The following is a 22129-nucleotide window of genomic DNA, read 5'->3' as shown; positions in this document are numbered from 1 at the left end:
GTGGAGTGATGGTGAGTATTAAAACGGTGGTAATTGGGCTAGGTAGATCTGGTTCGCGTTTCTTACGAGCTGCCCAATATATTGATCCGTCAATCGGCAAGATAGAAATAGTAGGTGTTGCGGACATAGATTCCGAAAAGCTAAATGCTTTAACCGAAATAGATGTACCTTTAGAGTTAGATTTCAAAAAGATCCTAATAGAAGTTCCGTGTGAGCTAATTATAATTGCTACCACTGACAGTTCACATTATGAAATATTAAGATTCATTAAAGATCAATCAATTGGGTATAAAAAAATAATCTGCGAAAAACCCATTGTTACTAGTGAGGAAAATTGTCAATTTGTACGTTCAGCATTTGATGATGAACAGATCTTTGTGAGTTTTGTCGAGCGCTACAGCTCAGCTGTTTCAGCATTGAAAGAATATATTGAAGTCAATAGGCGAAGTGTATCCAGTGCTAATTTTGTTTGGTCAAAGTATCGAATAAAAGATTCACGACCCACTGTGGGAGTAATTTCGGAAATCACCCATCCAGTAGATTTGGCCTGCTATTTAGGTGCTGTAAAAGATGATAATGATTTCCAGCTTCACTTTTCCTGCATTTTAGAAAGCGATTACGTGCGAGGGGGGGCATTTCGACCTGACACGATGACGGCTTGTGCTGAGTTTGAGGGAGGTATGTTACTTAGTGGTACAAGTAGTTATGTTCACAGTCAACGTAGTAGAACGATGGAGTTTCTACTTGCTAACGAATTATCGAAGGTTGTTGAAGTTGCGGTCCTTCACCTAGATAACCCTGGGTGGGACGACGATAGTCTGAGAATTTTTAGAATTGATGGGGATGCTACCTCTCCGAGTCTTGAGATTTCATGTATTACTCAGTCTCAACAGTTTGGTTCGCGCCGGCACATTGAAAAAATCTGTTTATTTCTGGAGGACGTTATCAGCGATATCGGTGGCGGAGGCTCAAAAGCACTTCCAACTAAGTCTCAAGCCCTTTTGGTACAGAAAATCGTAAATGAGTTTGAGAAGGGGAGAGTAATCAGGCGGCGAGGATTTTCTGAGGGGCGTTGTGCCTCAGACGAAAAGGAAATACAGCAATTGTATGAACTGGCTAAGTTAATAAAATTTGGTGTTTCGAAGGAGTTGCCTTATGACTGGAGTAGTCGATATTGATTTGTATAAAAAGACGCCACTAGAAGGGCGTCGCATAGGAATTATAGGTCTCGGTAAAATGGGACGCGGAATTGCTGTAAGCCTAATCAGAAATAGAGCTTCGATTATAAGTTTATCGTATAGCTCACGGGAAGGTATAGCAGAGTTAGTCGAGTTGGGTGGTAATGAAGTAACCACTCCAAAGGACGTCGCTGAGTCGTGCGGAACCATAATTCTGTCACTTCCCTCTACGAAAGAGGTTCAAAGTGTCTGCTTTGGCAGGAATGGATTAATTACAGCACGTCACGATGGTCTATTAATAATTGATACTACGACAGGATGTCCGGTTGAAACCCGACAACTCTCCGAAAAATTGTTGGACCACGGCATTCGTTACGTTGATGCGCCACTCACAAGAGGGCCTAGAGAGGCAAGACGTGGGGAATCAAATGCGATACTTGGGGCGCCAAAGGCGCTGGTGGATGAGGCTTGTACTGTATTAGGTGGGTTTTGTAGATGGGTACTTCATGCTGGAGAAACAGGGGAGGGACAGAAATTAAAGTTGTTAAATAATGCGCTTTCTATGGGAGTTGTTGCGCTGACCGCAAATATGATTGGTGCCGCGCAGGCATTGAATATTAATGTTCATTATTTAAGAGCTTTAATACAGCAGGGAGCAGTAAATAATGCTATTACGCAATCGTTTTTGAGTGCCATTATAGATGATATCGAAGATCCGCTTAAATTTTCAATTGGTGATGCGTTAAAGGACTTGAGTTATTGCTCCGATCTTCTGAGTGGAACTGAAGATTACAAAATGATCGAGGCCGCTCAAGAAGTATTTTTATCCAAGGTTCGACAAGGTCTATCTGAGAAAACTTTGTCATATCTGATTAAACAAGATTGATCTCCTTCTAATTCAAAGGTGACGATAATGTTAAATAATTGTGAGTTCGATGATTGGTTTAATGGTTACAAAAAAGAAATGCTGCCAGAGCTAATAGAGTATTTATCTATTGATACCAGCTTAGGAAAGGAGCGGGAGGCCATTCCTTGTTTGGAGAGCTTACTTGAAAAATATGGTTTTAGGTTCCGTGTTGAGCAATATCATACGGAGCTTGGAACTCATAGGGCTAACACAGTTTCAGATGATAACAATGGAAAAGTAAATATTAGAGCAGAGCTGAATGCGTTGTCTGTCACGGATGGCACGGTTCTATTTAACTCGCACATAGATGTTGTTCCGGCAGAGGGTGTGGGACAAAAGTTACTATCACCTTGGATCGACGGCAATTATGTTTATGGTCGTGGATCATGTGATACCAAAGGAAATCTTTTTTTATTGTTTGGTGCTTTGGCGTATATGAAGCATAAAGAGATCAGTCCTCAATTTAAAATTTTATTGGACTTGGTCTCGGAAGAGGAAATAGGAGGTAACGGAACATTGTCCACTATTCTCCATGGGGTTTATGCAGATATGGTCGTTGTTTTCGAGCCTACTGACTTGGCGGTTCATCGCGGTCACCGAGGGTGTTTGACCTGCGAAATAACTATTATCGGAAAAGCTGTTCATATGGGTAGCATTCTAGAGGGGGTATCTGCGATAACTGTCGCAATGAAATTAATCGAAGGTTTGAACGCTTTAGAAAAAGAGATGGTTCGGGAGTCTCATAGTGACTCTGCCTTTTCAATCTGGAAACGACCTGTACAGATAAATGTGGGTAAGATTTCAGGGGGGGAGTGGCCTGGTTCAGTGCCCGAAAAGTGCAGCTTCACTTTTAATGTAGGTTTTTTGCCAGCCACGTCGGTAGAGGATATCGAAACTTTATTGAAGACTCGAATGAAGTCACTTCTGTCAGAATACCCAGAAGTCAAAGTCGACTTCGATTTTCACGTTGGATTACGAAATAAAGCATATATTGTTTCTGAGGAGGACGCTTTCTTAAAGCGATTAGATCAATCTGTTTCCGAGGCGCGGGGGTTAACAAAGAGCGATGGAATATTTGCTTGGAGGGCTAGCTGTGATGCTCGGCATTATGCCCAAGAAGCCAGTATCCCCACTGCGATTTTCGGTGCAGGTTCTTTAAGTGATGCACACTCAGCTAATGAAAAAATCGATATCGACCAAATGCGATTTGGCATTAAAGCGTTAGCAAGTTTTTTATCTGACCCTTTAGTTGTTGCCTAGATTTTTGGTGCCAGTTCGGTTAGCTGAAGCCGTCTGTTTCCGTAAGTGTTAGAAAAATATGCGGGTATTTAATATGATAGATATAAAACAGTTGCAGGAAAACTATCAGTCGATGAAATCCAATTTGTCGGCAAGAAATATAAGAATCGATTTGGACCGTATTATTTCTCTCTATGAGGACGTTAAATCGCAAAAGCGAGAACTTGAGGATATGCAAGGTCAGTTAAATGCTATTTCGAAAGGGCCCAGAGATAGTGCCTTAACAGCGGAAATTCCAACGTCCGTCGCGATGAGTGCGATGGCCTTAAAAGGTGCCATTATAAAGGCTAAAGAGAGGTTTAATTTACTTGATGCGGAATTTTCATTGTGTATCCGCCAGTTACCAAATTGGACTTCGTCAGACGTGCCAGTTGGCCTCAGCGATGAAGACAACTTAACTGTCCGAGTAAGTGGAGAAATTCCCAAGTTCTCCTTTCCCAGTAAGGACCATCTTGAATTGGGGCGTAATCTCGACTTGCTTGATTTTGACTCGGGTGCAAAAGTCGCAGGTTCAAAGTTTTATTTTCTGAAAAATCAAGCAGTATTCCTCCAGCACGCGCTGAAGAGCTATATTTTCAACAAGGCATTAAAGGCCGGCTTCACGCCTTTGCAGACGCCGGACATATCTTACAATCATATAATGGAAGGCGTAGGGTTTTCTCCCAAGGGGGACGAAAGTAATACATACGAGTTGGGTGGGTTAGATAAAAGTCTTATCGCTACAGCCGAAATATGTATTGCCGGTATGCACTCTGATGAGGTAATTGATTTTGCTCGACTCCCACTGCTTTACATTGCCGAAAGCCATTGTTTCAGGCGAGAAGCTGGGGCTTCCGGTAAGTCTAGTAAAGGCCTTTATAGGGTCCATCAATTTGAAAAATTAGAATTATTTGTATTGTGTCTGCCCGAGGATAGTGCTGAATATCATGAGAAAATTCTTGCATTGCAGGAAGAGATCTATACCGAGCTAGGTATTCCGTACAGAGTCGTACTAAATTGCACTGGCGACTTGGGGGCGCCGGCGTATAGAAAATATGATATCGAGGCCTGGATGCCGGGTAAAGGCACTGCCGGGGAATATGGTGAAATAACGTCAGCAAGTAATTGTACTGACTATCAATCGCGGCGACTTAATATTAAATATAAGGATCCTCTTCTGAAGAAAAATCAGTATGTTCATACTCTCAATGGAACCGCTTCGGCACTAGGAAGAACGATGATCGCGATTTTGGAAAACTTTCAAAAAGCTGACGGCTCTGTAGAAATTCCTGAACCATTAAGACGTTATTTGGATTTTAACAATATTGTCTAAAACCTATCATAAATCCTCGTAGACCAATTTTGCCCATTCTGACTTAAGGTGGGCATATTGCATTAGTTATCTATTATTGTTTTGTTTGCCCAAGGACAGTAACAACCCACCGCCAAAGTGTTGATGGCATTCACCGGACGATCCTCGCTCAGGGCTTGCAAGATCGGCTCGATAAAGCTGTTGCTGGAGTTGCAGGTCAGGCCTTCGCTGTAGGGGCCGAAGTACGCCAGTTTGCCGCCGCGGTCCCAGATCGCTACGGCGGGGCTGGCGGGGACTTGCTCGGAGCCTGGGAGGAGTTCGAGGGGTTTGAGGTTGCTCAAGGTGCTGGGCAGTTGGCCCTGGCTGCCGGGCTTTTGCACCGCGTAGAACTGCACGCCTTGTGGCCCGTAGTGCTCGAGCAGTTCGGCGAGGTGCTGTTGATTACCGACGTTGCAGGGGCAGGCCGGGTCCCAGAAATGCACCACGCGAATCGCCCCGGGGCCGGCCAGGTGCTCGGGAAGGCGCAAGGGGTCACCGGAAAACACCGCCGTGTGCGAACTGAAGGCCCGCAGGTAGCGTCCCTGGAACCAGTCATAGGCCGCCCACAGGACGCCGGCGCATAGCAGGGCGAGCAGGGTGGCAAGCAGTGTCGTGCGGGCGTGCGGGCGCATGGGAAAGCTTCCTCGAAGGTCGCGTAGCTTGCCATGCTTGCCGCGACAGAAGAATATCGCAGGCCCATAAAGTCCGTTTCGCGCTGGAATCCCGATATGCCTGCCACCTTCAATGCCGATCATTTGCGCGCCAGCCTGCAAGCCCTGGCCTGCGCGCAGCCGTTGTCGGAGGAGGGCCGGGCCTATCAGCTGTTCTACGGCCTGGACTTTGCGGGCCGTACCCTGCGTACCGGGCTGGGGCGGTTCGAAGTCGATGGTTATGAGCTGGTCAGTCAGTTCTGGTGGCCCGAGCAGGCCAAGGCGACGCTGTTTCTGTTTCACGGTTTCTACGACCACACCGGGCTCTATCGGCATGTGATCGAGTGGGCGCTGGACCAGGGGTTTGCGGTGATTGCCTGCGACCTGCCGGGGCATGGCCTGTCCAGCGGCGAGCGCGCGAGCATCCGCGATTTTGCCGAGTACCAGGACACCCTGCAGGGGCTGTTCGTCGAGGCGCAATCCATCGATTTGCCGCAGCCGTGGCACCTGTGCGGGCAGAGTACCGGCGGGGCGATCGTGATCGATCATGTGCTCAACCAGGGACAAGACAGCCCGGCGCAGGGTCAGGTGGTGCTGCTGTCGCCGCTGGTGCGGCCGCGTGCCTGGGGTTGGTCGCACCTGAGTTACTACCTGCTCAAGCCATTCGTCAAAGGCATCGCCCGGCGCTTCAGTGAAAACTCCAACGACCCGGCTTTCCTGCCGTTCCTGCAAGCCGACCCGCTGCAACCGCTGCGTCTGCCGACCGCCTGGGTCGGCGCGCTAGCCCGCTGGATCAAGCGTATCGAAGCGGCCCCACGCAGCCACCGGCGGCCGCTGATCATTCAAGGCCAGGCGGACATGACGGTGGATTGGCAGCACAACCTTGAAGTGTTGGCGGGCAAGTTCGATCGGCCCCAGGTGTTGACGCTGCCCGAGGCTCGGCATCATCTGGCCAATGAAACCCTGGCGTTGCGCCAGGAGTACTTCGGGTTTCTGACCAAGCGGATCAAGGGGCGTAATCCGTAACGCCCCTGCCGGCATCGACCTTTACTGATTCAGGTTCGAGGTGCTTTGGCCTACGGCCAGGCCTGCGCGGATCGCGGCCAGTGCTGCCTGGTAATACGCCTGGCCTTCGGCCGATTCGGCAAAGCTGGCGAACTCTTCCAGTTCCGCGTCCGATAGGTCGCGATAGACATACAGCAGGGTGTTGTTCAGGTCGCTGCCGATCTGTTCCATCAGGCGCTGGCGCTGGCCGTTCAACATGCTCTGGGCCTGACCGCCGCCGAGCAGGCCGGGAATCATCTGGCTCAGGCTGTCCGCCGCCACGCCGGCGATCGCCAGGCTGACCTCGGCACCGGCTTCACGGGCCGGCAGTGCACGGGCCAGATGACCAATGATCAACTGACGGGTGTCGCTGGCTTCGATTTTCGGCAGGCCCTTGGCGTTCTTCGCCAGTTGGTCGCGCCGGGTCGCCAGCAGTTCGGCGGCAATGATCTTGCGACCCAGCGGCGATTGGAAAAACCCCAGCGCGGGCTTGGGGTCGGCGAGGTTCTTGCGCAATTGCGCTTCGGCCCGACGATCCATGGCCTGCGGCGCAAAACGCTGATTGCTGTTATTGACCAGCGCCTGGAACACCGCCGGCGGCAAGCTGCTTTGGTAGCGTTGCTGGGCGGCGCTGAGGGCATCGCTAAAATGCGCGCGCTGGTCGGGCCAACCGGCGACCTTGTACAACTGGTCGTGGCCGTCTGCCCAGGAGGGAAAAGTGCAGAGCATCAACAGTGAAAAAAGCAAACGGCGCATAAGGACTCCTGTCGGCAGGCGACTATTCTCCGGGGCCAGACACAGGTTGTCGAGAATTCGTATCATGTTCATCAGCTTATCCGACGATCCTCCGCTATGTGGTGCTGTCGGATTTGCTGGCGCAGGAATACTATGCGCGCCATGCAAATACCCTCCGATCACCCGCTGCTGTTACGTATCGTGGACGACCTCGCTGTGCGCGGCTGGTCGCAGCAGCCCATTTTCCTGCCTCAGGTTCTGACCGGAGCACTGGCGGCTGAGTGCCGTAAACGTGCGGCCGAAGGTGAACTGGCACCGGCGGCTGTCGGGCGCGGGCCGTTTTCGGAGATTCGCGAGGGTATCCGTGGCGATCACATCCAGTGGCTGGAACCGGGCCAGGTCGAGGCGTGCGACCTTTACCTGGGCTTGATGGACAGCCTGCGCGAAGCCATGAACCGCGGCCTGTACCTGGGCCTTGAGGATTTCGAAAGTCATTTCGCGCTGTACCCACCCGGGGCGTTCTACCTCAAGCATGTCGACCGCTTTCGCGACGATGACCGGCGCATGGTTTCGGCGGTGATCTACCTCAACGACGCTTGGCTGCCGGAGCATGGCGGTCAGTTGCGCATGTATCTGGAGGAGGGCATGGAGCACGATGTGGTACCCATCGGTGGTTGCCTGGTGGTATTCCTGTCGGGTGAAGTGCCCCACGAAGTCCTGCCCGCGACCCGCGATCGCCTGTCATTGACCGGCTGGTTTCGTCGGCGCGGTAACGAGTTGTTCTGATGATGCAGAAAATCCTGGTCAGCCGCTGCCTGCTCGGCCACCGCGTACGTTACGACGGTGGGGCCAGCGGCCCGTTCGATCAATTGCAGCAGTGGATCGCCGAAGGGCGGGTGGTCGCGTTGTGCCCGGAAGTCGCCGGTGGCTTGCCCACGCCACGGGCGGCGGCGGAGATTCCCGGCGGTCAGGGTGCGCAGGTGCTGGACGGTCACGCTCGGGTGATCACCACTGAAGGCGAGGATGTCAGCGCCGAGTTCCTGTCAGGTGCACAGCAGGCCCTGGCGCTGGTGCAGCAGCACGCCATCCGGATCGCCGTGCTCAAGGCCAACAGCCCGTCCTGCGGCAATCTGCTGACGTATGACGGGACCTTCAGCGGGGTCAAGGTCAGCGGTGAAGGCGTCACCGCAGCCCTGCTGGCACGGCATGGGGTGCAGGTGTTCAGCGAGCTGCAACTGGCTGAAGCTGCGGCTGCGCTGGCTGGCCTTGCCTGACGGGCTGTGCAGATTCGCTGTGGGAGCGCGCCGGGCGGCGTTCCGTCTGCTTGCTCCCACAAGGACCCATCGACAATTAAGGTTTTGGCGGCTGGGTCGCGTCCATGCCGAACCATTTTTCTGACAGCGCCATCAGGCGCCCATCTTTCTTGATCCGTTGCAGGGCCTGGTCGAGGCTGGCCTGGAAGGCCGGGTTGCCCTTCTGGAAGGGTATCGCCAGGCTCAGGGTCGGGCCGACCTTGGCGCCTTCCTTGACCGGCAGCCGGCTGTCGCGGATGGCATAGGGGATCAGCAGGCGATCGCTGATGGCGGCGTCGAGCTGTTTGTCGGCCACGTCCTTGAGGGGCTGCTGCGCGTCGGGGTAGCTGTGCAGGTCGATGCCTTCGACGCTGCGGGCCTGGTCGACGAACTGGCTGCCTTGCGCCACGCCCAGGGCCTTGCCGTTGAGGGCCAGGAGGGAGCCAAGCGGACGTTGTTCTTCCTGGCGCACGATCAGTTGTGCACTGGAATAGCTGTAAGGTTCGCTGAAATCGAAACGATCCTTGAGTTCCGGGGTCAGTGCTATGTGATTGATGGCGATGTCGTACTTGCCGCTCTCGACGCCTGGCAGCAGGTCCGTGGAGTCGGTCACCACGAAGTCGGCGCGTACATCCAGCTCCCTGGCCAGCAGTTGGCCGAGCTCGACTTCGAAGCCGGTAAGCCGGCCGTCATCCTTGAAGTTGAACGGCGGGGTGTCGGCTTCCAGCGCAATGCGCAGTTCGCCACGGTCGTTTACATCGTCAATCAGTTCGGCATGAGCCAATGGGCTCACAAGGGGCAGCAACAGTATCAGGCCAGGCAAAAAGCGCATGGTCACTCCTTGAATTCGTTATGTGCGGCGCGCTGCTGCGGCGCGCTTTGCTATGGTGTTGAGGTCCTTCGACAACGAATCGCCACGAAGTTGTCACACTCATAAAGATTAAGCGTAAAACTGGAGAAAAGAATGAAAACCTTTATGTCACGTGCTGTTTTGGCCAGTCTGTTACTCGGTGCTTCTATGATGGCCAGCGCTGCGACCCCCGCCCCGGCTGGGGCCAAGGCGTTTATCGTCACCCCGGAAAATGGCGCCACCGTGGACAAGACCTTCAAGGTCAAGTTCGGCATTGAAGGCGTAGCGCTGGCTCCGGCGGGCGATGCCACCAAAAACACCGGCCACCACCACCTGCTGATCGACACCGGCCCGATCGCCGCAGGCCAGGTGATTCCGGCTGACGCCCAGCACGTGCATTTCGGCAAGGCCCAGACCGAAACCGAACTGACCCTGACTCCCGGCACGCACACCTTGCAGCTGGAGTTGGGCGACAAGAATCACATGGCCTTCGAGCCACCGATCATTTCGGAAAAAATCACTGTGACGGTGAAGTAAGCCGTCCAGGCATAAAAAAGGGAGCCCCGCGGGGCTCCCTTTTTATTGACGCTTGAGCGTTAGAACAACACGCGGCAACGAATGGTGCCGTTGATGTGTTGCAGCTTCTCTTGCGCCAGGTCCGAGTACTCGGCGTCGACGTCGATCACGACGTAGCCGACTTTCTCGTTGGTCTGCAGGAACTGACCGGAAATGTTGATGCCGTTTTCGGCGAAGACCTTGTTGATCTCGCTCATCACACCCGGGATGTTCTCGTGGATGTGCAGCAGGCGGTGCTTGCCAGGGTGAGCCGGCAGGGCCACTTCCGGGAAGTTGACCGAGGACACCGACGTACCGTTGTCGCTGTACTTGACCAGCTTCTCGGCCACTTCCAGGCCGATGTTGGCTTGCGCTTCAGCGGTGGAGCCGCCGATGTGCGGGGTCAGGATCACGTTGTCCAGGCCACGCAGCGGGCTTTCGAACTCTTCGTCGTTGGAGCGTGGCTCCACCGGGAATACGTCGATGGCAGCGCCGATCAGGTGCTTGTCCTTGATCGCTGCGGCCAGGTGGTCCAGTTCAACCACGGTGCCGCGAGCGGCGTTGATCAGGATGCCGCCCTTCTTGATGGCGCGGATTTCCTTCTCGCCGATCATCCACTGGGTCGCAGCAGTTTCCGGAACGTGCAGGGTGACGATGTCGGACATGCCCAACAGCTCGTGCAGGTTGCCGACCTGGGTGGCGTTACCCAGTGGCAGCTTGGTCACGGTGTCGTAGAAGTAAACCTGCATGCCGAGGCCTTCAGCCAGCACCGACAGTTGAGTGCCGATCGAACCGTAGCCGACGATACCCAGCTTCTTGCCCCGGATTTCGAAGGAGTTGGCCGCACTCTTGATCCAACCGCCACGGTGGCAGGAGGCGTTCTTCTCCGGGATGCCGCGCAGCAGCAGGATCGCTTCGGCCAACACCAGCTCGGCAACGGAGCGGGTGTTGGAGTACGGCGCGTTGAACACAGCGATACCGCGTTCGCGGGCAGCGTTCAAATCCACCTGGTTGGTGCCGATGCAGAAACAGCCGACGGCGACCAGCTTCTTCGCGTGATCGAAGATCTCTTCGGTCAGTTGAGTGCGTGAGCGAATGCCGATGAAGTGCGCATCAGCGATCTTTTCCTTCAACTGGGCTTCCGGCAGAGAACCGGTGAGGTACTCGATGCTGGTGTAGCCAGCCGACTTGAGAACGTCGACAGCCGATTGGTGGACGCCTTCGAGAAGAAGGAACTTGATCTTGCTCTTATCGAGAGAAGTCTTGCTCATCTGCGTAAACCTGTATCCCGGAGAAAAATGGCAGGGAGGGGAGCAGCCCAGAGCTGACCCGAACGGCAGGAACGCCGTCACCGCAGAACAGCCTTTGGGCACTACCCTGCGGGGTCGGTATGCTAGCATATGCACCCCGCTAAACACTCATTCCTGCGACGTGAAGCGTTCTCAGGATGACCATGAATTGTTCGAGAGTTCTTTCGATGACCAATCCTGCCCTGATTGATGAGCTGAAGACCCTGGTTGAGCCTGGCAAGGTGTTGACCGACGCCGACTCCCTGAATGCTTACGGTAAGGATTGGACCAAGCATTTCGCCCCAGCCCCGACGGCTATCGTGTTCCCCAAGACCACCGAGCAGGTCCAGGCCATCGTGCGCTGGGCCAACCAGCACAAGGTTGCCCTGGTGCCGTCCGGCGGACGTACAGGGCTGTCGGCTGCTGCGGTGGCCGCCAATGGCGAAGTGGTGGTTTCGTTCGACTACATGAACCAGATCCTCGATGTGAACCTGACTGATCGCACCGTGGTGTGCCAGCCAGGCGTGGTCACCGAGCATCTGCAGAACGTGGCTGAAGAAAAGGGCTTGTATTACCCGGTGGACTTCGCCTCGGCCGGTTCCAGTCAGATTGGCGGCAATATCGGCACCAATGCCGGCGGGATCAAGGTCATTCGCTACGGCATGACCCGCAACTGGGTGGCGGGCATGAAAGTGGTCACCGGCAAGGGCGACCTGCTGGAGTTGAATCGCGACCTGATCAAGAACGCCACCGGCTACGACATGCGCCAGCTGTTCATCGGCGCCGAAGGTACCCTGGGTTTTGTGGTCGAAGCGACCATGCGCCTGGATCGCGCGCCGAAAAACCTCACTGCGATGGTCCTCGGCACCACCGATTTCGATTCGATCATGCCGGTGCTGCACGCCTTCCAGAGCAAGCTGGACCTGACCGCCTTCGAGTTTTTCTCCGACAAGGCCCTGGCCAAGGTCCTCGCTCGTGGCGACGTGCCTGCGCCATTCGAGTCAGAATGCCCGTTCTACGCGCTGCTGGAATTCGAAGCGACCACCGAGGAAGTGGCCAACCACGCCCTGGAAACCTTCGAACACTGCGTTGAACAGGGCTGGGTGCTCGATGGCGTGATGAGCCAGAGCGAATCCCAACTGCAAAACCTGTGGAAACTGCGCGAGTACATCTCCGAGACCATTTCCCACTGGACTCCGTACAAGAACGACATTTCGGTCACTGTGTCGAAAGTCCCGGCATTCCTGAAGGAAATCGACGCGATCGTCGGCAAACACTACCCGGACTTCGAAATCGTCTGGTTCGGCCACATCGGCGACGGCAACCTGCACCTGAACATCCTCAAGCCGGAAAACCTGAGCAAGGACGAGTTCTTTGCCAAGTGCGCTACGGTCAACAAGTGGGTGTTTGAAACCGTCGAGAAATACAACGGCTCGATCTCGGCCGAACACGGCGTGGGCATGACCAAGCGCGATTACCTGACCTACAGCCGTTCGCCGGTGGAAATCGAGTACATGAAAGCCGTCAAGGCAGTATTCGACCCGAACGGCATCATGAACCCGGGCAAGATCTTCGCTGTTTGAAGGTGCGGTACCTGAAGAATCCCTAAGGCAGGAGGCGGTAATGAGCTATCAGCACCAGTATGTCGACGGTACCCGTATTCATTTCCCACTGGGGAAAGTGGTGTGCATCGGGCGCAACTACGCCGAACACGCCAAGGAACTGGATAACCCGGTACCGACCGAGCCGTTGTTGTTCATCAAGCCGGGCAGTTGCGTGGTGCCGCTGGAAGGTGGTTTTGCGATTCCGACCGAGCGCGGCTCGGTGCATTACGAGGCGGAAATCGCGGTGTTGATCGGCAAACCCTTGTCGACCAAGCCAAGCCGTGAAGAAGTGCTGGATGCGATCTCCGGGTTCGCCCCGGCCCTGGACCTGACCCTGCGCGACAAGCAGGCCGAGCTCAAGGCCAAGGGGCTGCCGTGGGAAATCGCCAAGTCGTTCGACGGTGCCTGTGTGCTGGCGCCGTTCGTGGTCAGCAGCACCTTTGCCGACCTGACTGATATCGGCATTCGCCTGACCATCAATGGCGAAGTCCGCCAGGACGGTAACAGCAGTGCCATGCTCAACCCGATCGTGCCGATGATCCAGCACATGGCCGGTTGCTTCTCGCTGCAGGCCGGTGACGTGATCCTCACCGGTACGCCGGTGGGCGTCGGCCCGCTGAATGTCGGGGATGAACTGGTCCTGGAACTGCCGGGTGCCGGCAGCTTCGCCAGCAGCGTGCGCTGATCGGCACAGCACTGAACCTGTGGGAGCGGGCTTGCCCGCGATAGCGGTGTATCTGACACATTGATGCTGAATGTGCCTACGCCATCGCGGGCAAGCCCGCTCCCACAGGGTCTTCCTATGCCATTAAGCTTGAATTCATCAACGCGTGATATTTCATCCGCCCGATTGCTTTTTGAGCTCGCCCCATGCGCCGACTTGCCCGCCCCAAGCCCCTTGCCCTGCTCGTGTTGATCGCCGCCTTGCTGGCGTTGGCCATGCTGGGCCAGTACTACCGCCTTTACGAGCGCAGCTGGTTCAACCTGCAAGCCTGGTTGCACCCGGCCGGTGAGCATTCGATGGCGCTCAACGACTATCGAGTGGTGATCGAGGCGAAGCCGATCGAAGGCCTGGACGATGACGTCTCGGCCTTGACCTTTGATCCGGTGCGTAAAAGCCTGTTCACCGTCACCAACAAGAATTCCGAACTGGTCGAGATGTCCCTCGACGGGCGCATCCTGCGCCGGGTCGCGCTGATCGGCTTTGGCGACCCGGAAGCCGTGGAGTTCATCAGCGCCGACACCTACGTGATCAGTGATGAGCGCCAGCAAAGGCTGATCAAGATTCATCTCGAAGACGACACCACCTTCCTCGACGCCGCAGATGCCGAGCAGATGACCCTGGGCGTGCACATGACCCGCAACAAGGGGTTCGAAGGCCTGGCCTACGACTCCAAGGGCAAGCGCTTGTTTGTCGCCAAGGAACGCGACCCGATGCTGATCTATGAAGTGCAGGGTTTCCCCCATTACAACCCGGAGAAATCCTACGCCGTGCACGTGATCAACAATCCCAAGCGTGATGCCGGGCTGTTTGTGCGCGATCTCTCGAGCCTGCAATACGATGAGCGCAGCGGCCATTTACTGGCGCTGTCGGACGAGTCGTTCCTGGTGTTGGAACTGGATATCGACGGGCGGCCGTTAAGCACCATGTCGTTGAACAAGGGGCGTCAGGGCCTGCAAAAGACCGTGCCGCAAGCGGAGGGGATCGCCATGGATGACGACGGGACCTTGTACCTGGTGAGCGAGCCGAACCTGTTCTACGTCTTCAAGAAGCCCAATCCGTAGGAGCAAGCTTGCTCGCGATGAGGCCGGCACCGCCAACATCCATGGTGCCTGGCATGCCGCTATCGCGAGCAGGGTGGCGCCTGCCTCAGGCCTTGAGGGTCTTCACGCCTTCGCTGGTGCCCAGCAGCAACAAGTCCGCCGGACGGGCGGCGAACAGGCCGTTGGTGACCACGCCGACGATGGCGTTGATCTGCTGCTCCAGCTCCACCGGGTTGGTGATCTGCATGTTGAAGACGTCGAGGATGATGTTGCCGTTGTCGGTCAACACGCCTTCACGGTACACCGGGTCGCCGCCCAGTTTCACCAGCTCGCGAGCCACGTGGCTGCGGGCCATCGGGATCACTTCGACCGGCAGCGGGAAATTGCCCAGCACCGGCACCAGCTTGCTCGCGTCGGCGATGCAGATGAAGGTCTTGGCCACGGCCGCAACGATCTTCTCGCGGGTCAGGGCAGCGCCGCCGCCCTTGATCAGGTTCAGGTGCTCGTCACTTTCATCGGCGCCGTCGACGTAGAACTCCAGGTCGCTGACCGTATTGAGCTCATACACCGGGATCCCGTGGCCCTTGAGGCGCGCGGCGGTGGCTTCGGAGCTGGCGACCGCGCCGTCGAAGGCGCCCTTGTGCTGGGCCAGGGCGTCGATGAAGCAGTTGGCGGTGGAGCCGGTGCCGACCCCGACGATGCTCTTGTCGTCGAGTTTGGGAAGGATGAAATCGACGGCGGCCTGCGCCACTGCCTGTTTGAGTTGATCCTGGGTCATGCGGGCTCCGAGGTGCCATGAGGGGGACAGAAGGCCGGCATTATAGCGCCATGGCCGGCTAAAACCTCTGCATTCGTGTGGTCGCCCGGGCAAAAGCCGGGTTAGACTCCGTGGTCCTGCCCAACCCGCTCAGTGATGCTTTCCGATGCTTGAACAGTACGTCAAAAAGATCCTCACCTCGCGCGTTTATGACGTTGCCGTAGAAACCCCTTTGCAGACTGCCCGCCAGCTCTCCGAGCGGCTGGGCAACAAGATCTGGCTCAAGCGCGAAGACTTGCAGCCGGTGTTCTCGTTCAAGATTCGCGGCGCTTACAACAAGCTGACCCAGTTGACCGACGAAGAGCGTGCGCGCGGCGTGGTCACCGCCTCGGCGGGCAACCACGCGCAAGGCCTGGCCCTGGCGGCCAAGGTGCTGGGGGTCAAGGCGACCATCGTGATGCCCAAGACCACCCCGGAGATCAAGGTCGAAGGCGTGCGTTCGCGCGGCGGCAAAGTAGTGCTGCACGGGGATTCGTTCCCAGAGGCCCTGGCCTATTCGCTGAAGCTGGTCGACGAAAAAGGCTACGTCTACATTCACCCCTACGATGATCCGCACACCATTGCCGGGCAGGGCACGGTGGCCATGGAAATCCTGCGCCAGCATCCGGGTCCGCTGGACGCGATCTTCGTGCCGGTGGGCGGTGGCGGCCTGATCGCCGGGATCGCGGCCTACGTCAAATACCTGCGCCCGGACATCAAGATCATCGGCGTCGAGCCGGATGACTCCAATTGCCTGCAAGCGGCCATGGCCGCCGGCGAGCGGGTGGTGCTGCCGACCGTGGGGATCTTTGCCGACGGTGTTGCCGTGGCGCAGATCGGCCAGCACACCTTCGATATCTGCAAAGACTATGTCGATGAAGTGATCACCGTCAGCACCGATGAAATCTGCGCGGCGATCAAGGACATCTACGACGACACCCGCTCGATCACCGAGCCGGCCGGCGCCCTGGGCGTAGCCGGGATCAAGAAGTACGTCGAATTGCGCGGCGTCACCGGGCAGACCCTGGTGGCCATCGACTCCGGCGCCAACGTCAATTTCGATCGCCTGCGCCATGTGGCCGAGCGCGCCGAGCTGGGCGAGGGTCGCGAGGCCATTATCGCGGTGACCATTCCGGAGCAGCCGGGCAGCTTCAAGGCGTTCTGCGAAGCCATCGGCAAGCGCCAGATCACCGAATTCAACTACCGCTACAACACCGGCAGTGAGGCGCACATCTTTGTCGGCGTGCAGACCCATCCGGAGAACGATCCGCGCAGTGCGCTGATCGCCAGCCTGAGCGAGCAGGGTTTCCCGGTGCTCGACCTGACCGACAACGAACTGGCCAAGTTGCACATTCGCCACATGGTCGGCGGTCGTGCGGCCCACGTGGTCGATGAAGTGATCCTGCGTTTCGAATTTCCGGAACGCCCGGGCGCGCTGTTCAACTTCCTCAACAAGCTCGGTGGGCGCTGGAACATCTCGATGTTTCACTACCGTAACCACGGCGCAGCCGACGGCCGAGTGGTCGCGGGCCTGCAGGTGCCGCACGACGAGCGCCACCTGGTGCCGGCGGCGTTGGCGGAAATCGGCTACCCGTATTGGGATGAAAGCGACAATCCGGCCTATCAGCTGTTTCTGGGCTGAACGGCTACGCTGATGCACAGGACTTGAGGGAATTGACGTATGGAAACTTTAACCGCGCTGAAAATGGCTCATATGGTGGCAACCGTGTTGCTGCTGGCCGGTGCTCTGGGCCTGGCGGTCTGGGTCTGGCGGACCCAGCGCAATGGTGATGCCACGGCGCCGGTGCGCACCTTGCAACGGCCAAGGCTGTTCGTTTGGCTGCTGATGGGCCTGGCGCTGCTGAGCATGCCGTTCACCGGCTGGTGGATGGTGCACCTGATTGGTTGGCCGCTGGGGCAAACCTGGTTGCTGGCCTCCAGTGTGCTCTACACCGTGGCGGCGCTGAGTGGTTTCTGGTTGCTGGCGCGGCTCAACCGCCAGCGCACGGCGCCGGTTGGTAGCGGCAGATTCACCTTTGCCCTGGCGTTGGTCAGCTTGGTCAGCTTGATCGCGATTGCCGGCTTGATGGGTGCCAAGCCGGTTTAGCAGCTTGGTACCGAGGTGACCCTAATCGCGGGCAAGCCCGCTCCCACAGGTTTTGCCGGGTGGCATAGATTGCATGCACACCCGAGCCCCCTGTGGGAGCGGGCTTGCCCGCGATGGCATTCTCAGCCGCGCAACGAAATTACCGGCCAAGCCCGCTCCCACAGGTTTTGCCGGGTGGCATAGATTGCATGCACACCCGAGCCCCCTGTGGGAGCGGGCTTGCCCGCGATGGCATTCTCAGTCGCGCAGCGAAATCACCGGCCAACCACGCTTCTCGGCTTCGGCCCGCAGATTCGGGTCCGGATCAACCGCCACCGGGTTGGTCACCTGCTCCAGCAGCGGCAGATCATTCATCGAGTCGCTATAGAAATAACTGCCTTCCAGCGACAACCCAGTCTCCTCCAGCCAACGATTCAAGCGCGTCACCTTGCCTTCGCGAAAGCACGGTACATCGGTGCTGCGCCCGGTGTAGCGGCCCTCGTGCATTTCGCATTCGGTGGCGATCAGGGTTTCCACTCCCAGGTGCTCGGCAATCGGTGCAGTGACGAAACGGTTGGTGGCGGTGATGATCACCAACTTGTCGCCGGCGGCGCGGTGCTTGGCCAGCAGTTCCACCGCCTTGGGCAGCATGAGCGGCTCGATGCAGTCGCGCATGAAGTCGCGGTGCCATTCATCGAGCTGGGCCATCTCGGTGCGGCCGAGGATTTCCAGGCAGAAGTTCAAGTACGCGGCATTGTCCAGCTTGCCGGCCAGGTAATCCTGGTAGAACTCGTCGTTGCGCGCTTTGTACGCGATGGGGTCGAGGATCTCCCGTTCACACAGGTAATCGCCCCATGCGTGATCGCTGTCACCGCCCAAAAGTGTGTTGTCCAGATCGAATAAAGCCAGGCGCATTGCAGTTACCCGCTGATAAGTCAGTAAAAAGGGGTTAAGAATACGGTCTTTTCACAAGAGTGCACATAAGGTAGGAAGCTTCGTTGCCGCCTTCACAACCTTTGTGGAACAATGCGGCGACATGCGTTTGCGAGGTTGTTGCCGTGATCGACCCCGATGGTTTCCGCCCCAATGTGGGGATCATTCTGACGAATGATGCCGGCCAGGTGCTATGGGCTCGCCGTATCAATCAAGATGCCTGGCAGTTTCCTCAAGGTGGAATCAACCCTCAGGAGACGCCGGAAGACGCCTTGTATCGCGAGCTGAACGAAGAAGTCGGCCTGGAGCGCGAAGATGTTGAAATTCTCGCCTGCACGCGCGGCTGGTTGCGCTATCGTTTGCCGCAACGTCTGGTCCGTACCCACAGCCAACCGCTGTGCATCGGCCAGAAACAGAAATGGTTTCTCCTGCGCCTGGTCTCCAACGAGCAGCGGGTGCGGATGGATTTGACCGGTAAACCGGAATTCGATGGCTGGCGTTGGGTCAGTTATTGGTATCCGTTGGGCCAGGTGGTGACATTCAAGCGCGAGGTTTATCGCCGCGCTCTCAAAGAGCTTGCCCCGCGCCTTCTAACGCGCGACTGACGACGGAGTTCGACCCCGAGCCATGCTCAATACGCTGCGCAAGATCGTCCAGGAAGTTAACTCCGCCAAGGATCTCAAGGCGGCGTTGGGCATTATTGTATTGCGCGTCAAAGAGGCCATGGGCAGCCAGGTCTGCTCGGTCTACCTGCTCGACCCCGAAACCAACCGTTTTGTGCTGATGGCCACCGAGGGCTTGAACAAGCGCTCGATCGGCAAGGTCAGCATGGCGCCCAACGAAGGCCTGGTGGGCCTGGTGGGCACGCGTGAAGAACCGTTGAACCTGGAAAACGCCGCCGACCACCCGCGCTATCGCTACTTCGCCGAGACCGGTGAAGAGCGTTATGCCTCGTTCCTCGGCGCGCCGATCATTCACCACCGCCGCGTTGTCGGCGTCCTGGTCATCCAGCAAAAAGAGCGGCGGCAGTTCGATGAGGGTGAAGAAGCCTTCCTCGTGACCATGAGCGCTCAGCTCGCCGGCGTAATTGCCCACGCCGAGGCCACCGGTTCGATCCGCGGTCTGGGGCGCCAGGGCAAGGGCATCCAGGAAGCCAAGTTCGTCGGCGTCCCGGGTTCGCCAGGCGCTGCAGTCGGTACCGCGGTGGTCATGCTGCCACCGGCGGACCTCGATGTGGTGCCGGACAAGACCATCACCGACATCGACGCCGAGCTGGGCCTGTTCAAGACCGCCATCGAAGGCGTGCGCGCCGACATGCGGGCCTTGTCGGCCAAGCTGGCGACCCAGTTGCGCCCGGAAGAGCGCGCGCTGTTCGACGTCTACCTGATGATGCTCGACGATGCTGCGCTGGGCAGCGAAGTCACCACCGTGATCAAGACCGGCCAATGGGCCCAGGGCGCGTTGCGCCAGGTGGTCACCGATCACGTCAACCGTTTTGAACTGATGGACGACGCCTACCTGCGTGAGCGGGCCTCGGACGTCAAGGATCTCGGCCGCCGCCTGCTGGCTTACCTGCAGGAAGAGCGCCAGCAAAACCTGGTCTACCCGGAAAAGACCATTCTGGTCAGCGAAGAACTGACGCCGGCAATGCTCGGCGAGGTGCCGGAAGGCACGCTGGTCGGCCTGGTCTCGGTCCTGGGTTCCGGCAACTCCCACGTCGCGATCCTGGCGCGAGCCATGGGCATCCCGACGGTGATGGGCCTGGTCGACCTGCCGTATGCCAAGGTCGATGGCATCGAATTGATCGTCGACGGCAATCGGGGCGAGGTCTACACCAACCCCAGCGACGTGTTGCGCAAGCAATTCGCCGAGGTGGTCGAAGAAGAGAAGCAACTGGCGCTGGGGCTCGACTCCCTGCGCGACCTGCCCTGCGTGACCCTCGACGGCCACCGCATGCCGCTGTGGGTCAACACCGGCCTGCTGGCGGACGTGGCACGGGCGCAGAAGCGCGGCGCCGAAGGGGTGGGCCTGTATCGCACCGAAGTGCCGTTCATGATCAATCAACGGTTCCCTAGCGAAAAGGAGCAGCTGGCGATCTATCGCGAGCAACTCGCCGCCTTCCACCCGCAACCGGTGACGATGCGCAGCCTGGACATCGGCGGCGATAAGTCACTGTCGTACTTCCCGATCAAGGAAGACAACCCGTTCCTCGGCTGGCGCGGGATTCGCGTCACCCTCGACCACCCGGAAATCTTCCTGGTCCAGACCCGCGCCATGCTCAAGGCCAGTGAAGGCCTGAACAATTTGCGCATTCTCCTGCCGATGATCTCCGGCACCCACGAACTCGAAGAAGCCCTGCACCTGATTCACCGTGCCTGGGGCGAAGTGCGCGACGAAGGCACCGATGTGCCGATGCCGCCCGTGGGCGTGATGATCGAGATTCCGGCGGCGGTCTACCAGACAAAGGAATTGGCGCGGCAGGTGGACTTCCTGTCGGTCGGCTCCAACGACCTGACCCAGTACCTGCTGGCCGTGGACCGCAACAACCCGCGGGTAGCGGACCTGTACGACTACATGCACCCAGCGGTGCTGCAGGCCCTGCAGACCGTGGTGCGCGATGCCCACGCCGAAGGCAAGCCGGTGAGTATTTGCGGCGAGATGGCCGGCGACCCGGCTGCGGCCGTGCTGTTGATGGCGATGGGTTTTGACAGCCTATCGATGAACGCCACCAACCTGCCGAAAGTGAAGTGGATGCTGCGCCAGATCAACCTCAGCTGGGCCAAGGACCTGCTGGCCGAGCTGATGACCATCGACAACCCGCAAGTTATCCACAGCTCGCTGCAACTGGCGCTGAAGAACCTCGGCCTGGCGCGGATGACCAATCCGGCGGCGATCAAGCCGCTCTGAACCTGCGGCGGTGTCATCGCGGGCAAGCCCGCTCCCACAGGGTTTGGTGTTGATCACAAAATAGTGGGCCTACACAAATCCACTGTGGGAGCGGGCTTGCCCGCGATGGGGCCAGTCCAGGCAACACCACACCACCTCAAAGCCTGATCTGCACTTCCCCAAGATGCCCGCCATACGGCCCGAAACTGCGCTCCACCATCACCCGTGAACCATCCGCCTGGACAATCAGCGCGGTACTCGCGCGCGTGCCGTAGGTGGTACTGGCAATAAACACGCTGGACAGCAGGCTCTCGGTCGCCAGCCCGACCCCAGTATCCGGCAAGTCACCGAACGGTGCCGTCTGGGGATCGCCCAGCAAAGCCAGCAGCGCTTGCGGCTGCGGATCATCGAGTACTTCGCTCAGCGCCGCCTTGGCCTTGAGCAGCTTGGGCCAGGGGGTATCGAGCCCGGCGTTGGACACACCGTAGACTCCGGCAGTCAGTTGGCGCGGCGCGGTCTCTTGCGCGTTGTAGTGCCAGAGTTCCTGGCGATTGCCGATCAGCAGGTTAAAGCCGGCATACTCCAGCGATCTGCCGACAACATCGGCCAAATACTGGTCTATGGGCAATTCGCCGGTGAGGAACCGCGCCACCAGTTCGCCACGGGATTTACGCGCCGGCGGCTGGTGCGGATTGCGGATGTTGGTCAGGGCGGCAAAACGTCCGTCTGCGCCAATGCCCAGCCAAGTGCCTCCGGCCTCCAGGTCGCGCCCGGCATGCACCTGTGGCGCTTCGGGCCATGCCGCCAGCGGCAGGCTGGGGCGGGCATAGAACTCGTCACGGTTGGCCGCGACGATCAGGGGAGTGCCGTGGTCCGGGCGCCAGGCAAAAACAATCAGGCACATAAGGTGGTCCTTGTGTGTTTTTCTGCC

The 22129-nt window shown here is 57.6% G+C and carries 22 protein-coding genes; 15 read left to right on the top strand and 7 right to left on the bottom strand.

Annotation, left to right across the window (positions count from 1 at the left end):
- Positions 1–11 precede the first annotated feature (11 nt).
- The 4 genes from CKW24_RS01150 to serS are packed head-to-tail and all read left to right on the top strand — an operon-like array spanning position 12 to position 4696.
- Positions 12–1178 (top strand): Gfo/Idh/MocA family protein, encoded by a 1167-nt coding sequence (locus CKW24_RS01150; RefSeq protein ID WP_159987264.1) that lies wholly within the window; start codon positions 12–14, stop codon positions 1176–1178.
- On the top strand, positions 1156–2064 hold the full coding sequence (locus CKW24_RS01145) for an NAD(P)-dependent oxidoreductase (protein ID WP_095164673.1): 909 nt from the start codon (positions 1156–1158) through the stop codon (positions 2062–2064). The genes CKW24_RS01150 and CKW24_RS01145 overlap by 23 nt, the downstream gene beginning before the upstream one ends.
- A 27-nt stretch (positions 2065–2091) precedes the next feature.
- Positions 2092–3345 carry a M20 family metallopeptidase gene (locus CKW24_RS01140; protein WP_095164671.1) on the top strand — a complete coding sequence of 418 codons (1254 nt, stop codon included), beginning with the start codon at positions 2092–2094 and terminating at the stop codon, positions 3343–3345.
- A 58-nt stretch (positions 3346–3403) separates the two neighbouring features.
- Positions 3404–4696, top strand: coding sequence for a serine--tRNA ligase (gene serS, locus CKW24_RS01135; RefSeq protein WP_371917565.1), 1293 nt, complete (start codon positions 3404–3406; stop codon positions 4694–4696).
- A gap of 62 nt (positions 4697–4758) precedes the next feature.
- Here the strand turns inward: serS and CKW24_RS01130 are convergent, their stop codons facing one another.
- On the bottom strand, positions 4759–5346 hold the full coding sequence (locus tag CKW24_RS01130; RefSeq protein ID WP_095164669.1) for a DUF6436 domain-containing protein: 588 nt from the start codon (positions 5344–5346) through the stop codon (positions 4759–4761).
- Positions 5347–5442: 96 nt separating this feature from the next.
- Between CKW24_RS01130 and CKW24_RS01125 the strand changes: the two genes are divergently transcribed.
- On the top strand, positions 5443–6390 hold the full coding sequence (locus tag CKW24_RS01125) for an alpha/beta hydrolase (protein WP_095164667.1): 948 nt from the start codon (positions 5443–5445) through the stop codon (positions 6388–6390).
- 21 nt (positions 6391–6411) lie between these two features.
- On the opposite strand, the gene CKW24_RS01120 is transcribed toward CKW24_RS01125, so the two are convergent.
- A complete protein-coding gene (locus CKW24_RS01120; protein ID WP_095164665.1) occupies positions 6412–7164 on the bottom strand; it encodes a DUF2059 domain-containing protein in 753 nt (250 codons plus the stop codon).
- Positions 7165–7296: 132 nt separating this feature from the next.
- Here CKW24_RS01120 and CKW24_RS01115 point away from each other — a divergent pair, with 132 nt between their 5' ends.
- Together CKW24_RS01115 and CKW24_RS01110 are read left to right on the top strand one after the other, a co-directional pair.
- Entirely contained in the window at positions 7297–7929 is a 633-nt protein-coding gene (locus tag CKW24_RS01115) for a 2OG-Fe(II) oxygenase (RefSeq protein ID WP_162530217.1), read from the top strand.
- Between the two features lie 2 nt (positions 7930–7931).
- The gene (locus CKW24_RS01110) at positions 7932–8417 is read left to right on the top strand and encodes a DUF523 domain-containing protein (protein WP_095165192.1); all 486 of its coding nucleotides are present in this window, start codon (positions 7932–7934) and stop codon (positions 8415–8417) included.
- Between the two features lie 76 nt (positions 8418–8493).
- Here CKW24_RS01110 and CKW24_RS01105 read toward each other — a convergent pair whose 3' ends face one another.
- Positions 8494–9267 carry a transporter substrate-binding domain-containing protein gene (locus CKW24_RS01105; protein ID WP_095164661.1) on the bottom strand — a complete coding sequence of 258 codons (774 nt, stop codon included), beginning with the start codon at positions 9265–9267 and terminating at the stop codon, positions 8494–8496.
- A gap of 132 nt (positions 9268–9399) precedes the next feature.
- Here CKW24_RS01105 and CKW24_RS01100 point away from each other — a divergent pair, with 132 nt between their 5' ends.
- Complete coding sequence (locus tag CKW24_RS01100; RefSeq protein WP_095164655.1) at positions 9400–9822, top strand: DUF4399 domain-containing protein; 423 nt, start codon at positions 9400–9402, stop codon at positions 9820–9822.
- 59 nt (positions 9823–9881) lie between these two features.
- On the opposite strand, the gene serA is transcribed toward CKW24_RS01100, so the two are convergent.
- A complete protein-coding gene (gene serA / locus CKW24_RS01095) occupies positions 9882–11111 on the bottom strand; it encodes a phosphoglycerate dehydrogenase (protein ID WP_095164654.1) in 1230 nt (409 codons plus the stop codon).
- Positions 11112–11317: 206 nt separating this feature from the next.
- Between serA and CKW24_RS01085 the strand changes: the two genes are divergently transcribed.
- From CKW24_RS01085 to CKW24_RS01075, 3 genes are all read left to right on the top strand, one after another.
- Entirely contained in the window at positions 11318–12712 is a 1395-nt protein-coding gene (locus CKW24_RS01085; RefSeq protein ID WP_095164653.1) for an FAD-binding oxidoreductase, read from the top strand.
- Between the two features lie 40 nt (positions 12713–12752).
- Positions 12753–13418: a fumarylacetoacetate hydrolase family protein gene (locus CKW24_RS01080; RefSeq protein WP_095164652.1), complete on the top strand. Its 666-nt coding sequence runs from the start codon at positions 12753–12755 to the stop codon at positions 13416–13418.
- A 185-nt stretch (positions 13419–13603) separates the two neighbouring features.
- A complete protein-coding gene (locus CKW24_RS01075; RefSeq protein ID WP_095164651.1) occupies positions 13604–14518 on the top strand; it encodes an SdiA-regulated domain-containing protein in 915 nt (304 codons plus the stop codon).
- An 85-nt stretch (positions 14519–14603) separates the two neighbouring features.
- Here CKW24_RS01075 and rpiA read toward each other — a convergent pair whose 3' ends face one another.
- A complete protein-coding gene (gene rpiA, locus CKW24_RS01070; protein ID WP_095164650.1) occupies positions 14604–15275 on the bottom strand; it encodes a ribose-5-phosphate isomerase RpiA in 672 nt (223 codons plus the stop codon).
- A 145-nt stretch (positions 15276–15420) separates the two neighbouring features.
- Here rpiA and ilvA point away from each other — a divergent pair, with 145 nt between their 5' ends.
- Complete coding sequence (gene ilvA, locus CKW24_RS01065; protein ID WP_095164649.1) at positions 15421–16935, top strand: threonine ammonia-lyase, biosynthetic; 1515 nt, start codon at positions 15421–15423, stop codon at positions 16933–16935.
- A gap of 39 nt (positions 16936–16974) precedes the next feature.
- Positions 16975–17400: a DUF2269 family protein gene (locus CKW24_RS01060; protein WP_095164648.1), complete on the top strand. Its 426-nt coding sequence runs from the start codon at positions 16975–16977 to the stop codon at positions 17398–17400.
- A gap of 237 nt (positions 17401–17637) precedes the next feature.
- On the opposite strand, the gene CKW24_RS01055 is transcribed toward CKW24_RS01060, so the two are convergent.
- Positions 17638–18294, bottom strand: a complete 657-nt coding sequence (locus tag CKW24_RS01055; RefSeq protein WP_095164647.1) for an HAD family phosphatase — start codon at positions 18292–18294, stop codon at positions 17638–17640.
- A 143-nt stretch (positions 18295–18437) separates the two neighbouring features.
- Here CKW24_RS01055 and CKW24_RS01050 point away from each other — a divergent pair, with 143 nt between their 5' ends.
- Together CKW24_RS01050 and ptsP are read left to right on the top strand one after the other, a co-directional pair.
- Positions 18438–18917, top strand: coding sequence for an RNA pyrophosphohydrolase (locus CKW24_RS01050; RefSeq protein WP_095083604.1), 480 nt, complete (start codon positions 18438–18440; stop codon positions 18915–18917).
- Between the two features lie 22 nt (positions 18918–18939).
- Complete coding sequence (ptsP, locus tag CKW24_RS01045; RefSeq protein ID WP_095164646.1) at positions 18940–21219, top strand: phosphoenolpyruvate--protein phosphotransferase; 2280 nt, start codon at positions 18940–18942, stop codon at positions 21217–21219.
- Positions 21220–21355: 136 nt separating this feature from the next.
- Here ptsP and CKW24_RS01040 read toward each other — a convergent pair whose 3' ends face one another.
- Positions 21356–22102, bottom strand: a complete 747-nt coding sequence (locus CKW24_RS01040) for an NRDE family protein (RefSeq protein ID WP_095164644.1) — start codon at positions 22100–22102, stop codon at positions 21356–21358.
- Positions 22103–22129 lie beyond the last annotated feature (27 nt).

This window comes from Pseudomonas sp. Irchel 3H3, assembly GCF_900187635.1.
Taxonomy (GTDB): Bacteria; Pseudomonadota; Gammaproteobacteria; order Pseudomonadales; family Pseudomonadaceae; genus Aquipseudomonas.
This window is presented reverse-complemented; position numbering and strand designations above follow the sequence as displayed.

Coding starts and splice junctions, on each gene's coding strand:
- CKW24_RS01145 (WP_095164673.1), top strand. CDS start 1,156: ATGACTGGAGTAGTCGATATTGATTTGTATAAAAAGACGCCACTAGAA.
- CKW24_RS01140 (WP_095164671.1), top strand. CDS start 2,092: ATGTTAAATAATTGTGAGTTCGATGATTGGTTTAATGGTTACAAAAAA.
- serS (WP_371917565.1), top strand. CDS start 3,404: ATGCGGGTATTTAATATGATAGATATAAAACAGTTGCAGGAAAACTAT.
- CKW24_RS01130 (WP_095164669.1), bottom strand. CDS start 5,346: ATGCGCCCGCACGCCCGCACGACACTGCTTGCCACCCTGCTCGCCCTG.
- CKW24_RS01125 (WP_095164667.1), top strand. CDS start 5,443: ATGCCTGCCACCTTCAATGCCGATCATTTGCGCGCCAGCCTGCAAGCC.
- CKW24_RS01120 (WP_095164665.1), bottom strand. CDS start 7,164: ATGCGCCGTTTGCTTTTTTCACTGTTGATGCTCTGCACTTTTCCCTCC.
- CKW24_RS01115 (WP_162530217.1), top strand. CDS start 7,297: ATGCGCGCCATGCAAATACCCTCCGATCACCCGCTGCTGTTACGTATC.
- CKW24_RS01110 (WP_095165192.1), top strand. CDS start 7,932: ATGCAGAAAATCCTGGTCAGCCGCTGCCTGCTCGGCCACCGCGTACGT.
- CKW24_RS01105 (WP_095164661.1), bottom strand. CDS start 9,267: ATGCGCTTTTTGCCTGGCCTGATACTGTTGCTGCCCCTTGTGAGCCCA.
- CKW24_RS01100 (WP_095164655.1), top strand. CDS start 9,400: ATGAAAACCTTTATGTCACGTGCTGTTTTGGCCAGTCTGTTACTCGGT.
- serA (WP_095164654.1), bottom strand. CDS start 11,111: ATGAGCAAGACTTCTCTCGATAAGAGCAAGATCAAGTTCCTTCTTCTC.
- CKW24_RS01085 (WP_095164653.1), top strand. CDS start 11,318: ATGACCAATCCTGCCCTGATTGATGAGCTGAAGACCCTGGTTGAGCCT.
- CKW24_RS01080 (WP_095164652.1), top strand. CDS start 12,753: ATGAGCTATCAGCACCAGTATGTCGACGGTACCCGTATTCATTTCCCA.
- CKW24_RS01075 (WP_095164651.1), top strand. CDS start 13,604: ATGCGCCGACTTGCCCGCCCCAAGCCCCTTGCCCTGCTCGTGTTGATC.
- rpiA (WP_095164650.1), bottom strand. CDS start 15,275: ATGACCCAGGATCAACTCAAACAGGCAGTGGCGCAGGCCGCCGTCGAT.
- ilvA (WP_095164649.1), top strand. CDS start 15,421: ATGCTTGAACAGTACGTCAAAAAGATCCTCACCTCGCGCGTTTATGAC.
- CKW24_RS01060 (WP_095164648.1), top strand. CDS start 16,975: ATGGAAACTTTAACCGCGCTGAAAATGGCTCATATGGTGGCAACCGTG.
- CKW24_RS01055 (WP_095164647.1), bottom strand. CDS start 18,294: ATGCGCCTGGCTTTATTCGATCTGGACAACACACTTTTGGGCGGTGAC.
- ptsP (WP_095164646.1), top strand. CDS start 18,940: ATGCTCAATACGCTGCGCAAGATCGTCCAGGAAGTTAACTCCGCCAAG.
- CKW24_RS01040 (WP_095164644.1), bottom strand. CDS start 22,102: ATGTGCCTGATTGTTTTTGCCTGGCGCCCGGACCACGGCACTCCCCTG.